The organism is Sphingobacterium sp. E70, from assembly GCF_019285695.1.
Lineage (GTDB): Bacteria > Bacteroidota > Bacteroidia > Sphingobacteriales > Sphingobacteriaceae > Sphingobacterium > Sphingobacterium detergens.
Genome location: NZ_CP079104.1, coordinates 1,550,385 through 1,563,427, shown reverse-complemented (window position 1 = coordinate 1,563,427; position 13,043 = coordinate 1,550,385). Strand labels below are relative to the sequence as shown.

The window sequence follows — 13,043 nt, the reverse complement described above, 5'->3', positions numbered from 1 at the left end:
AAATAAAGGTTGATTACTTATGGGGAGACTAAACGGGGATATAACAACTAGCCCGTCGAACGATTTTTTTAAATCGAATGTACTAGGACAGCGCTCAGGGCTGTTCGTGCTTTTCTTTACAGAGATGTGGGAGCGGTTCTCATTCTATGGAATGCGTGTTCTATTGATGCAATTTTTAACTGCTGCGGTTATCCAAGGTAGCCCATTCTCTGGCTGGGCATGGACTGCACAACAAGCAGGTGCATTGTACGGAACATACGCGATGATGCTCTATCTGACACCAATACTCGGTGGGATCATTGCCGACAAATACATCGGATCCAGAAAAGCTGTTATTATCGGCTCAGCTATCATGACATTGGGGCATGCCGCAATGGCTTTTGATACCGCGATCATGTTTTTTCTGGGATTGATCTGTTTGGTTATAGGAACAGGTTTTTTCAAACCGAACATGCCTTCGATCCTTGGCGAAATGTATAAAGATCTTCCTGAAAAGAAGGATGGAGCGTATACGATATTCTATATGGGTGTCAATGCAGGCGCTTTCTTTGGGATGATGCTCTGTGGTTACATCGCTGAAACATATGGATGGCATTGGGGATTTGGATTGGCTGGTATTTTTATGCTCCTAGGTACCCTTCAGTTTGTGTTTGCAAAACCGCTCATGGGTAACCTCGGTATTTTGGACAAATCCGCGATTGGGGAGAAGAAAGAAGTTATTGTCAATGATACGGATACTAAAAATCCGTTTACAATAAAGGATTTCGTGCTTATCGGTATTGTAGCTATCATAGGATTTGTATATGCCTTCAATGATCCATTGTCGAAAAATGGTATTATTGATGTTTTTGCCGGGTTGGATACTTCTTTTTTAAGAGGTCAGTATATCATGGTCATTATTGCATTGATCTTGTTTATTTATTTGATCGTTTCCCGGATTTTACGTTATGACAAGACTGTACGGGATAGAATGTTTGCCGTGGTGCTTTTGGCGTTTTTCCTCATTTTCTTTTTCATGAGCTTTGAACAAGGGGCAACCTCATTGGTCATTGTCGCAAGGGATAATATCGACAGAGCACTTACAGGTGCCGCATTGACGACATTTAATGTAGTCAATGGTTTATTAACGATCGTACCATTAGCAATTATCAGCTGGGTTTTAATAAAACTTGCAAAGGTAACCTGGGATAAGATTGCCATCTCTAATATCGTATTATTTGTCTGCTTTGGACTGATCTGGGGTGCCGCAATCTGGATGCTTTATCAGGAGTTTAATAAAGAAGCTTCGGAAATCAAAGTATCCTGGTTTTCTATTCTCAACTCATTTTTTATCATTGCACTAGCTTCCACGGTATCTAAGATATGGGAATCGAAATACAATCCTTCAGCTGCCTTTAAATATGGATTTGGTCTGATACTGGTTGCCATTGGATTCCTGATTATCGGATTAGGCTCATGGGGCATAGCACCGGGAATGAAAATTTCTATGGTATTTCTCGTCTTGACTTACCTATTTCATACATTGGGAGAATTGTTTATTTCTCCGGTGGGCTTATCTTATGTTTCTAAATTGGTTCCAGCACGGATGTTGGCTTTTATGTTCGGCATCTGGTATCTAGCTATTGCTATTGCACAAAAGGTTGCAGCGGTATTGGGCGGACAGGTCGAGACAATTCAACAGGAATATTCGTTGAGTCACTTTTTCTTTTTATTTACGGCTATTCCAGCTTTGGCCGGATTGCTTGTCATGCTGTTCAATCCTTTGATCAAAAGATTGATGCACGGAGTTAAATAATAACTATATAAGCTTCTTTTACGAAAGAAGCTTTTTTGATTAATATAAATACAGTATGGAGGTTAGTACACGGGAATCGCTAGAGGAGATTCAAAATTTTAAGGAAAGTACCCAAGACAGATCTGGAGCCTGTTTTTCTCGGAAATGTGGGAAAGATTTTGTTTTTATGGCATGCGGGGCATGTTGGTGTTCTTTATGATCACACAACTGAATTTTGCGGAGAAAGAGGCTAATTTGCAGTATGGAGCTACCCAGGCATTTGTCTATGCTTTTACATTTATCGGAGGTCTTTTTGCTGATAAGATTTTAGGTTTTAGAAAATCATTGTTCTGGGGCGGCATATTAATGATTGTAGGGAGTCTCTTCCTAGCCGCGGATCCACATCAATATTTCTTTTTGGTCTCTCATTTATTATTATTGGTACCGGCTTTTTTAAACCGAATATCTCTACGATGGTAGGGGAGCTCTATCGTGATGGCGATAGCCGTCGTGATGGTGGTTTCTCGTTGTTCTATGCAGGGATCAATCTAGGTGCATTTTTAGGGGCTATGTTTGTGTCGCCATTGGTAAGGGTATATGTTGAGCTCGGTTATCTCCGAACCTCACCGTTGGAATGTTGCCTTTGGTTTAGCTGCAATAGGGATGTTGGCAAGTTTGATTAATTTTCACTTTACCAAAAGACACCTTGGACCTATTGGGCTTAAACCCGGACACCCAGATGCTATCGTAAAGACGAAAGCTTTGCCAAAATGGGTTGAATATGCAGTATATGCGCTGACCTTGATCTTTATACCTGTTATTCAGATTATGGTGTCGAAAACCCAATACACGGACTATTTTATGTATACCATTGGCCCATTGACACTTTTATATCTATTTTATGAAATGTCACAAGTAACCAAGGAGGAACGCAAGAAATTAATTGCTGCACTGGTATTTATTTTGTTTTCCATTATCTTTTGGGGATATATGAACAGAGTGGTGGTTCATTGAGCATCTTTGCTGCCAAGCACCTGAATGACTCTTTACTTGGGGCCGTGACGCTTGATCCAAATGGTGTCAATAATTCTGGTGGTGCTTTATTTATTATTGCTCTAGCGCCATTATTTGGTCTATTTTGGATATGGTTGGGAAAACGTAAACTTGAGCCGAATACGATTATCAAGTTTGGTCTGGGCTTTGTTTTCTTGGGTTTAGGTTACTATGTACTTTTTGCGACGCGTTTATTCGCTCATGAAGGCATGACCTCATTGGATATCTTTACACTTGCCTTATTGGTGATTACCGTCGGGGAGCTTTGTCTTTCGCCAATTGGACTCTCCATTATGACGAAACTGTCTCCAGCAAGGTTACAAGGTATAATGATGGGAATGTGGTTTTTGGCAAGTGCGTATGGACAATATGTGGCGGGCTTGATCGGTGCGAGTATGGCTGAAGCAAAAGAAGGAAGTTCGTTGGCGGATAACTTAGTGACGTACACCGAAAGTTATAAGCAATTGGGCTTGTATTCTTTAATCGCAGGTGTGGTGCTCATCGCATTGTCACCTGTGGTGCGGAAATTAATGGGAAATGTGAAATAAGCCCTAATCAAATATTTGCAAAAAGAGATCGTATTGAAAATCTTTTTGGGAATTGGTATTTAATTATAATTGACGGACTGGATCCTTATAAAAAGGGAGCAAATTTCATGGCGAATTTGCTCCCTTTTTATGGCAGGTGGTGTGAGCCTGTATAGTGATGCGTCGTACCAGCTTCGACACATCATCCTATCTGCGTCACACTGTAACCATGGTGAATGCGACATGAGTCCGTGGTGAGTCCGTGTTAGACACGGAAATACCGTGTGAGCACCTAGGTTACACCATGCTCTTAGCTGCTCTCAAGGGCGAAGAAGGGGTAAATATGTCCCGTAGTATAGTCGAAGGATAACCGAATAATCCATAATACTCGGACTTCGTTTTGAAAAATGATATATATGGTATGTATTTAATAACATATATCTATTTTTTAAATTAAAATGGATCGAATTAATATATGTTTATAAGTGTAATTGTAAGATTAAATATCCTTTTGTATTTAAAATATATACATTTTTGAATTACGTGTGTATGGAGATAATCGGCCTAAGGGGGAGGATTACTGTTTTGCAATATTTACAATCATAGAGCCGACAAGCAAAGTAAATAGGATAAACAAAAAAGCTTGACTATTTCTGGTCAAGCTTTTTGTTTATCCGTAAATCCATTTGAATTTATAATCTTTTTCAGGAATCTTCATGCGGTCAGCTAATCTAGTCAAGCGATCCGGTAATTTTAAGAGGTAGTCTCTTGCTTTCTCACCTTTTTCATTTAGACCTGTAACTTGATCAATTTTCCACTCATTATTAAGTTCTTTCAAGATATCGACATAATCCAATGCAGTATACACACCTAGTCGCTGTGCAGCATCGGAAAAGTGTGCGAAAGCTTCGCCCTGAGGTTCGCCTGCTTCTCTTAAAAACTGTGCGGGCATGACAATCTTTTGCGCATCATATCTTCAAATGCAATCATTACTTCGCTTGCATCTACTGTCATGGCCTTTGATATGAAAGACATATATGCTTTGGCATGGCGTGCTTCATCCGAAGCAATGACACCACACATCTTTGCCAGAAGCTTATCACCACCTTTTTTAGAAAGTCCCGACACCCGACGATGGGATACGTTGGTTGCAAGTTCCTGGAATGATGTATATATAAAGTTACGGTAAGGATCAGCACCAGTGCCGATATCGAAACCATCTTGAATCAAATATTGTGTAGACATCTCAAACTGACGCATATCTATTCTACCCGAGAGATAGAGGTATTTGTTCAATAGATCGCCGTGACGGTTTTCTTCAGCAGTCCATGCACGAACCCATTTCATCCATCCACCTTGTTCGTTTTTATCCACATCTTCAACCATTGTCAGCCAAGATTCGTAAGTTGGAAGGGCCTCTTCGGTAATCGTATCACCAACTAATACCGCAACTAAGTCATAGGATAGTTCTTTGGCGCTTTCCTGTAAATCTCTTATTTCCTCAAAAAAGTATCCCTTGAAGCGTCCGGAAGGAAATCAGCAGGTTGCCACATTTCTTCTACAGGCTTCAGGTATTCGCTCATTTCATTCAACATGAAAGGCTCCAAGTAGGCCATCACTTCTTTACGTGAGCCTTCTGGTAAATTTAGAGGTAATTCTTGCATATCAATACAAAGGTAAATAAATAGCATCAATAAATTATAAAAGCAAGATATAATTGTGAAAAATGGCAAATGACCTACAAAAAGTGGTTCTTTAATAGTATTGAGCCACTTTTTGTTTTGGTCGGTCAGGTAACTTGGAAGATTGATAATGACATAAAAAACAGATTGTCGGCCCTGTATTCGATAAAATACTATTAACTTTGTATAAATTATTTAGACGACTTTGGAAAAATATAATATAGATAAAATACGTGCAGATTTTCCTATTCTAAAAAGAGAGGTAAATGGCAAGCCTTTGGTTTATCTGGACAATGGTGCGACAACGCAAAAGCCTAATGCGGTAATCAATTCCATTGCACATTATTATACAGATATGAATAGTAATGTACATCGTGGAGTTCACTACCTCAGCCAGATATCGACAGATGCTTTTGAGGTGACTCGTAAAAAACTTCAATCTTTTATCAATGCGCCTGAAGACAAGCAAGTGATTATTACCAAGGGGACGACCGATAGTATCAATTTGGTTGCGACTTGCTATGGCAGAGCATTTATCCACGTGGGAGATGAAATTATTATTTCTGCAATGGAGCACCACTCCAATATTGTTCCCTGGCAGATGCTTTGTGATGAAAAAGGCTGTAAGATCCGTGTTATTCCGATGAATGATAAGGGGAGCTCGATATGGAAGCCTATCAAAACCTCATTAACGAAAGAACGAAGCTGGTTGCTGTAACTTATGTCTCCAATGCACTAGGTACGATCAATCCGGTAAAAGAGATCATCTCGATTGCGCATAAGCATGGTGCTGTCGTATTGATAGATGCGGCGCAGGCTGTCCAACATATACAGGTTGATGTGCAAGATCTTGATGTTGACTTTTTAGTTTTCTCAGGCCATAAAATGTATGGACCAACTGGTGTCGGGGTGTTGTATGGTAAGGAAGATCTGTTAAACGCAATGCCTCCTTATCAAGGCGGTGGCGATATGATCAAAGAAGTGACTTTTGAAAAGACAACCTATAATGAATTGCCTTTTAAATTTGAAGCGGGGACTCCGAATATTGAAGCGGGTATCTGTTTGAATGAGGCGATAGACTATATCAATTCGATTGGCTTAAAAAATATTGAGGCTTACGAACACGAGTTGCTGGAATATGCATTGGAAAAATTGTCGCAGATCCCAGGGATGAAATTTATAGGTACTGCAGATCAAAAATGTTCTGTTATTTCATTTATCATTGAAGGTACACATCCTTATGATGTAGGCGTAATTTTGGATAAATTGGGTATTGCTGTGCGAACAGGACACCACTGTGCTCAGCCTGTAATGGATCGCTTTGGTATCCCTGGAACGATCCGGGCTTCGTTGGCACTTTATAACACAAAAGAAGAAATAGATATCTTGGTGGCGGGTATTCAACGCGCGGTCAATATGTTAGTGTAATAAAAACGATTATGACAATTAATGAAATACAAAACGAATTAGTTGAAGATTTTGCTTTCTTTACAGATTGGATGGAAAAATATGAGTATATCATCCAATTGGGCAAGGAAGTTCCTTTAATTGATGAGCAATACAAGACAGAAGAATATATTATCAAGGGCTGTCAGTCTAAGGTATGGTTGTATCCGGAAGTGAAAGATGGAAAGGTGTTTTTTACAGCAGATAGCGACGCGATTATCACTAAAGGTTTGGTCAGTCTGATGGTCAAAGTGCTGTCGGGACATACTGCAAAAGAGATTGTCGATGCAGACCTGTATTTCGTTGATGAAATCGGTTTAAAAGAACACTTGTCGCCAACACGGGCCAATGGTTTATTGTCGATGATCAAACAGATGAAATTATATGCAGTGGCGTTGCAGGTAAACGCATAACCAGAACTGTTCAAAAATTAAAACTGAACTCTCCTGAAATTGAATTTCTAAAAGGAGATTGTAGACGAATGATATTAATGAAAAACGGGAGTATCCAACCTTTTGGATGCTCCCGTTTTTTATCTATCCCAATCTATACCGTGGAATGTTGTTGTCTTCAATAAAATTATCCGATCAAGTCTTTGATAATGATTTTTTCATTTTCATTAAGGCTTCTCCAGCTCCTGGATTTTGAAGATATGTGGCAATTTGCGTTGGCACAATTTGCCAACTCACGCCGAATTCATCTTTACACCATCCACACATGCTCTCTTGTCCCTGCTGTGTAATGCGATTCCAGTAATAGTCAATTTCAGCTTGATCCTGGCAGAGGATGGTGAGGGAAATACCTTCACTAAACGTAAAGTCTTGAGCCACTCCGCTATCCATGGCCATTAAGGTAAATCCATTGACAAGAAATTGAGTGTGCTGGATCTCCCCTTTATAATCGCCTTCCGGATAACGTAAAATACCGTTGCTGTGAAAATCTTTGAATAGTTCTTCATAGAACTGAACTGCGGTTTCGCATTTACCTTGCTGAGGCCCGCAATACATTAGCGTAGGGACAATTGCTTGTTGGTTTGTGTCACTTACGTTGCCTTGGTATAACTGCCAGTTTACACCGTATTTGTCCGCTACCCAGCCATAATAAGCACTCCAGGGATAGCTGTTTAGTGGCATCAGTACGTTTCCGTCTACTGATAATGTATTCCAGATGCGATCAATCTCTTCGGCTGATTCGCAGATCACCATAAATGATATGGATGGATTTGGCTTAAACATCGGCCCTCCATTGATACCGATAAATTTTACGCCATTAAGCAGTGCCTCGACAACGATCGGGGAGTTACTTTCGATATGACTGTTTGGAAAAGTCTGGCAGTATAAATCAAAAGCTTCCTTCGCATTCTGATCAAACCATAGGGACGGTATAATTGAATTTTCCATGAGCGTCGATTTTTAGTTTAAAATTCACTTATTTATATTTATCGTGTAATCCTTTATTTGCAGTAATCAGTGGTTTGATTTTATCCAGACGGGATAATTTGGTTTTTTCCTGTTTCGCTTCGTCGATATACTGAATATATTCTTTTTGTTTTCCTGGTGTCAGGGCCCTGAAGTGATCATGAAATACCTGATCTGAATGGAGTGCTTCCAAAAGAATTCCAGAAGGAGGTATTGCTTCGCTTTTGGTGGGTTTAATTTCTTTTCCCTCGTCAATTGTTCGAATAGATTCTTGGATATAAGCCTCGATTTTGCTGCTATCCATTTCGCTGACATGCTGAAAACGCCATTGTCGAAGTGCTTTGGTTTTACCTTCGGAGGCGCTGATCAAGACATTTTCCTTGTCTTCTAAAAATACACCATTATAGAACCATAGGGAAAAGAAGTTTTTGAAACCACCCCATCCGATGACATTTTTCCCTTTGTGTGTATAGATGTCACTGCCCCATTTGAACTCTTTTTTCAGTGTGGTTTTTAGCATAATCTGTTGCATCAATTCTTCGGCTTCTAGCCAATTTCCTCTGCTTTTATGCCAGTTAGGGCCTTGTTTATCCTTAAGTTTTTCGATATTAAAGGCGACAATATCACGAATGATTTTTTCTGGTAAGGGTTGGTCAATCGGAATCTGTATTGCTCCTTTTGATGTTTTAAAATCTTTAAGTTCTGCCGCGAAATGCGTGATGGCATCAGGGCCAGGGTATAGGCCGAGATGCTGTTTATTCATTGCAAAATGGATCAGATTGCCATTAAATCGAAATGTGGGCATCTGATAAGAAATGGTTTCTGTGGCTTCAGCTGGGACTACTTCAGCAATCAGCTGCCGTACTTGATTGAGATAGGTCTTCTTGTCCCCTTTGAATTGGTCAATATACTCGTCAATTGTTGAAACGCTACTTGTCATAATGTTGTGTCTAATCTTTGATCCTTGCGTATTTGGTAGTTATAAATTGGATGGTCTCTTGCATTAATGTGGCCAGATGTTCCGTATTGATGTCACTCAGTTTTTTAATGTAAATGCAGGCTTTACCTATTTTATATTTGCCCAGTTGTTCCACTAGTGGCCGATGTTCTTCAAGTCCGGTATATACATAAAGTGAAATGGCAGCTTTGCGGGGCTGAACCCGATTAAGGGCGCATACCCTTCATGCCCGCTAGCATATTTATAGTAATACTGTCCAAAGCCAATGATGGATTCGCCAAACATCTTCGGTGCTTCGTTTGAGACAGATTGCATCAATTGTACCAATTGGATGCTGTCGTCCCGCTTTTGTGTATCGGGTATATCCTGAATAAAATCATCGACACTCTTTTCGATATAAGAGGTTTTATTTACCGCCATTTTTATTTCTGTTAAAACATAAAATCAAAAGCACCCTTCCGAAGATTGATATTATATTCAAGGTAGGCCTTCATGCAGGCTAGAAAATTTGCCCACCCTTCGGTCTGACGCATCATAATCAAAATGCCTTCCTCATCGTTGTTCATTTCATGTTCTGTAATTTTGACAACAGTGGACCCCTCGCCGAAGGAAGATAAGCTGATTTCAACCAGTTGATTTGCTAATCCGCCACTCCAATCAAAGGAAATATAGTCGTCTGGACGGATTGTTTTTCCGGTTACAGGAAAACTGTCGGGAACTCAGGAAATTCCATTCGACAGTTTTTCCGGTCTCCAGACGGCCTGTAGAGGATTTAATAAAATAGTGATTCATTTTGTTGGGATCAACGATGGCTTCAAAAACTTCATTGATGGGTTTTTGGATCTGAATACTTGCTTTTGCGGTTAACTTTTCCATGTTCTGAATTTTAAACAAATATTGTATAAATACCGATAACTTGTATCTGCTATTTTTGTGTGTACTTACTGAGTCCATCCTGAAATTCCATTGAGGCATGTGTGCCATCGCAAAATGGTTTGTTCGATGATTGCCCACAACGACAAAGGGTCTGGCGGTTTCGGACTTCATAGTACCTGCCGTTGCTGCTTTTTACAGGAATTCCGCCCCACAGAGCGATAGGCCCACTGCACTGATTCAATACATCTTCAATGAGACCGATCTCGGCTACGGTATTTTCTTCGATGGGAGCATTTTCCTGGTTCCATACAAGCAGTCTGCCACTGGGACAGTAATGGGCCATATTTATGGCGCCTTCTAAGGAGTTTTCATCGCTATAGGATATCTCATTCCAAATTCTTTTCCCTTGGTCACAGAAGCGTGCATATGCGCATAGTTTTTCATCGTCGCTGAGGGAAAATACAGGCCCTTCAATAATTTCCGCTGTTTGGAGCGAATCATGTAGTGTCGCTGTATCGGTCAAGTCGACACCAAAAGACCTAGCCTGCTCATGAGAGTTGTCACAAAAGGGCTTATTTTTGGATAGTCCACAGCGGCATAAATAGGTGTCTTTTTCAAGTTTAAAAGATTCGCCGTTTTCATAGGATCTGGAGATACCCTGTCGATCTGGAATAATATATTGCAAATGAAAGGGTACCTGCCCGTGTAAAATATACGGACCGTCTTTGGTGACCTCGATAAAGATTTCACTGGTATTGGCCGTAGATCCTATTTGAACATGCCAATAATCTGAGGGATTGCTCATGACTCCTTAAGTTTATAGTATAAAATAAACACTACAGAAGCGGATAGGTTTTATTTTTTTCTGACTTTGGTTGTTACTCCTCTAAAATGAACAAAAATTACACCTTATCTTTAGCTTTTTGAGTTATTTTTGAAGGTAATATAAATTTATATGTTGAACTATTGTCTTTCTCAAAGCATTAGTTCAGCTATTGGAGACAATTATAATATCGAAACTTATGATAAAAATCAGGTATTGCCTTATTCTAATGCTTTCAACCGCTGTAACGATGGTGATGGGGCAGGTTCAGAATGTAAATAAGGGAATGAAGCCGCAGATATGTTTAATGACCCGAGCACGAGGGATAGAAACGCAATATCTGCTGCCGAAACAGGCTGGTGGAAAGAATCTGTAGTGGGACAGGAGCAGCGTATCAAAAAATGGAAAGAAGCCTCTTTTGGAATGTTTGTCCACTGGGGCATTTATTCGCAATATGGTAATATCTGGAAGGGGAAGAAAGGAGGTGGATATGCTGAGCATCTTATGCGTGTCATGCAAATTCCCCGTCAGGAATACCTGGATTCGGCCGCAAGATTTAATCCTGAAAAATTTAATGCGGAAGAATGGGTGATGTTAGCTAAAAATGCGGGTATGAAATACTTTATCATCACGGCTAAACATCATGATGGTTTTGCAATGTACCCGTCGCAGTATGCTAGCGCTTATTCTACCAAGAGCACTGCTTTCAAACGAGATCCAATGGCGGAACTTGCGAAGGCGTGCCATAAGCATGGCTTGTTGTTTGGATTTTACTATTCCCATGCGTTCGATTGGGAAGACCCCAATGCACCGGGGAATGACTGGGATTATAAAAACCCGGGCGGAGATAAGCTTTTGGGTGGAGCAAACTGGTTTGACAACCATCCGGAGTGGTTGCCCAAAGCAAAACGTTATGTAGATGAAAAAGCAATTCCACAAATACAGGAACTGATCCATAAATATCAGCCCGATTTACTGTGGTTTGATACGCCACATAAGCTGCCTTTGTCGGAAAATTTAAGGATTCTGAAAGCAATCCGGGATGCTGATCCTAGGATTGTTGTTAACGGGCGATTAGCGCGTACAGAGGGTAGGAATTATGGTGATTATTTAAATACCGCTGATCGGCCAGAAGAGTTCTATCCTGTTTCTAATGGGGCTTATTGGGAGGCTATCCCAACAACTAATGATTCGTATGGCTATTCGTCAACAGATATGAACCATAAACCAACCGCCCATTTTATCCAGTTGTTGGCGAAAGCTAAGGCTATGGGTGGGAATATTTTATTAAATATTGGTCCCAAAGGCGATGGCAGTTTCGATGAACCTGATGTGACTATTTTGGAAGGAATTGCTGCATGGATGGCGAAGAATAAGGAAAGTGTCATCGATGTGGAACCTTCTCCTTTACCACGTCAACAATGGGGAGTGATCACAAAAAGAAAGAGCACATTGTATCTGCATGTCTTTAATCGGCCAAAAGGAGAGGAATTGACTGTGGGAGGTCTTACAGCCGGTGTCAGATCCATCTCATTATTGTCTTCAAAGAAGAGCATCAAAGGGTATAATTCAGATGCTGTGGGGCTTCATATCCCTTTGGATCAAATAGCTGCTGACCCGGCAGATGAAGTTATTATTGTTCAGTTAAAACAGGATATAGCTGCACCTGAATCCAATGATCTAACTTATGTGGATGCACAGGTCACTGAAAATCGTTTACTGTCTTTCTATGCGAAACAGTATGGGGATCCGATGAAATTTGGAGATGGCAAAAGAGATCGTTATTATGTATCCGGATGGAAAAATAGGAATCAATATCTCGGATGGAACATCAATGTGTTAAAACCAGCACAATTTAATGTTTCGGTACGCTATGTCAAGGATGTTGGAAATACTGGCGGGGATATGGTCTTAAAAATAGGCGGGAAAGTATTTGATTTTTCAATTGATCCGTCATCTCCAACAAGTGGACGAGGAAATTCGCTTGGGCTTGGACAAATAGACTTGCCATTAGGAAAGCAATCCGTGGAACTTCGTGCAAAAAAATATTGTTGGGGAGAGGCAGTGAAATTTTTGGAGGTTGTGCTGACGCATGATTAAAAACAGTTCATCAGGGCGACGATCCTGCTTAAACAAAAAAAGCTAATCTTGCGATTAGCTTTTTTTTTGTGATCCCGCTGGGATTCGAACCCAGGACCCATACATTAAAAGTGTATTGCTCTACCAGCTGAGCTACGGAATCCTTTCTGTTTTTGAAAGTGATGCAAAGGTATAAAAATATATGATTGTGTCAAAGAGTTTTTGTCTTTTTTTATTGATATATTTTATAACCGTTTATAAATTACGTATTTATTTTTCTCGACGATGCGGATTCCTATTTGAGATCAATGGAATTTGATCGTAAATCGAGCGATTTTGGGTACACCTTTTTCGGCTTTTCTGAAACCAATAGCTTGTTAAAATGAAAAAGTCGGCAATTGGTGCCG

Annotated in this window: 12 protein-coding genes, 1 tRNA gene and 3 pseudogenes; 7 read left to right on the top strand and 9 right to left on the bottom strand. The window is 40.2% G+C overall.

The annotated features are described in order from the left end of the window. Positions 1–19 precede the first annotated feature (19 nt). From KUH03_RS11300 to KUH03_RS48525, 4 genes and pseudogenes are all read left to right on the top strand, one after another. Positions 20–1,795, top strand: a complete 1,776-nt coding sequence (locus KUH03_RS11300) for a peptide MFS transporter (RefSeq protein ID WP_257093358.1) — start codon at positions 20–22, stop codon at positions 1,793–1,795. Between the two features lie 144 nt (positions 1,796–1,939). Further along, a complete protein-coding gene (locus KUH03_RS11295; protein WP_257093357.1) occupies positions 1,940–2,254 on the top strand; it encodes a hypothetical protein in 315 nt (104 codons plus the stop codon). Then, positions 2,137–2,457: a hypothetical protein gene (locus KUH03_RS11290; RefSeq protein WP_306429728.1), complete on the top strand. Its 321-nt coding sequence runs from the start codon at positions 2,137–2,139 to the stop codon at positions 2,455–2,457. The genes KUH03_RS11295 and KUH03_RS11290 overlap by 118 nt, the downstream gene beginning before the upstream one ends. After that, a pseudogene (locus KUH03_RS48525) lies at positions 2,372–3,375 on the top strand (peptide MFS transporter). Before KUH03_RS11290 ends, KUH03_RS48525 begins: the two are co-directional and overlap by 86 nt. 649 nt (positions 3,376–4,024) lie before the next feature. On the opposite strand, the pseudogene KUH03_RS11275 reads toward KUH03_RS48525, so the two are convergent. Then, positions 4,025–5,018, bottom strand: a pseudogene (locus KUH03_RS11275) (acyl-ACP desaturase). A gap of 223 nt (positions 5,019–5,241) precedes the next feature. Here KUH03_RS11275 and KUH03_RS11270 point away from each other — a divergent pair. Continuing rightward, a pseudogene (locus KUH03_RS11270) lies at positions 5,242–6,464 on the top strand (SufS family cysteine desulfurase). 11 nt (positions 6,465–6,475) lie between these two features. After that, positions 6,476–6,895 carry a SufE family protein gene (locus KUH03_RS11265; protein ID WP_120259416.1) on the top strand — a complete coding sequence of 140 codons (420 nt, stop codon included), beginning with the start codon at positions 6,476–6,478 and terminating at the stop codon, positions 6,893–6,895. A 174-nt stretch (positions 6,896–7,069) separates the two neighbouring features. On the opposite strand, the gene KUH03_RS11260 is transcribed toward KUH03_RS11265, so the two are convergent. The 7 genes from KUH03_RS11260 to KUH03_RS11230 all read right to left on the bottom strand — a co-directional run bounded on the left by KUH03_RS11260 (position 7,070) and on the right by KUH03_RS11230 (position 10,539). Then, on the bottom strand, positions 7,070–7,882 hold the full coding sequence (locus KUH03_RS11260) for a VOC family protein (protein ID WP_257093353.1): 813 nt from the start codon (positions 7,880–7,882) through the stop codon (positions 7,070–7,072). Between the two features lie 28 nt (positions 7,883–7,910). Further along, positions 7,911–8,840 carry a DUF1801 domain-containing protein gene (locus tag KUH03_RS11255; RefSeq protein ID WP_257093351.1) on the bottom strand — a complete coding sequence of 310 codons (930 nt, stop codon included), beginning with the start codon at positions 8,838–8,840 and terminating at the stop codon, positions 7,911–7,913. 10 nt (positions 8,841–8,850) lie between these two features. Then, on the bottom strand, positions 8,851–8,994 hold the full coding sequence (locus tag KUH03_RS11250; RefSeq protein WP_257093349.1) for a DUF1801 domain-containing protein: 144 nt from the start codon (positions 8,992–8,994) through the stop codon (positions 8,851–8,853). Further along, entirely contained in the window at positions 8,994–9,278 is a 285-nt protein-coding gene (locus tag KUH03_RS11245; RefSeq protein ID WP_257093347.1) for a DUF1801 domain-containing protein, read from the bottom strand. The genes KUH03_RS11250 and KUH03_RS11245 overlap by 1 nt, the downstream gene beginning before the upstream one ends. An 11-nt stretch (positions 9,279–9,289) precedes the next feature. Continuing rightward, positions 9,290–9,424 carry a hypothetical protein gene (locus KUH03_RS11240; protein WP_257093346.1) on the bottom strand — a complete coding sequence of 45 codons (135 nt, stop codon included), beginning with the start codon at positions 9,422–9,424 and terminating at the stop codon, positions 9,290–9,292. Between the two features lie 91 nt (positions 9,425–9,515). Then, positions 9,516–9,734, bottom strand: a complete 219-nt coding sequence (locus KUH03_RS11235) for a hypothetical protein (protein WP_257093344.1) — start codon at positions 9,732–9,734, stop codon at positions 9,516–9,518. 49 nt (positions 9,735–9,783) lie between these two features. Continuing rightward, positions 9,784–10,539 carry a CDGSH iron-sulfur domain-containing protein gene (locus KUH03_RS11230; RefSeq protein WP_257093342.1) on the bottom strand — a complete coding sequence of 252 codons (756 nt, stop codon included), beginning with the start codon at positions 10,537–10,539 and terminating at the stop codon, positions 9,784–9,786. 318 nt (positions 10,540–10,857) lie between these two features. On the opposite strand from KUH03_RS11230, the gene KUH03_RS11225 reads away from it, so the two are divergent. Continuing rightward, positions 10,858–12,657, top strand: coding sequence for an alpha-L-fucosidase (locus tag KUH03_RS11225; protein ID WP_257093340.1), 1,800 nt, complete (start codon positions 10,858–10,860; stop codon positions 12,655–12,657). 69 nt (positions 12,658–12,726) lie between these two features. Here KUH03_RS11225 and KUH03_RS11220 read toward each other — a convergent pair. Then, a tRNA-Lys gene (locus KUH03_RS11220) sits at positions 12,727–12,799 on the bottom strand. Positions 12,800–13,043 lie beyond the last annotated feature (244 nt).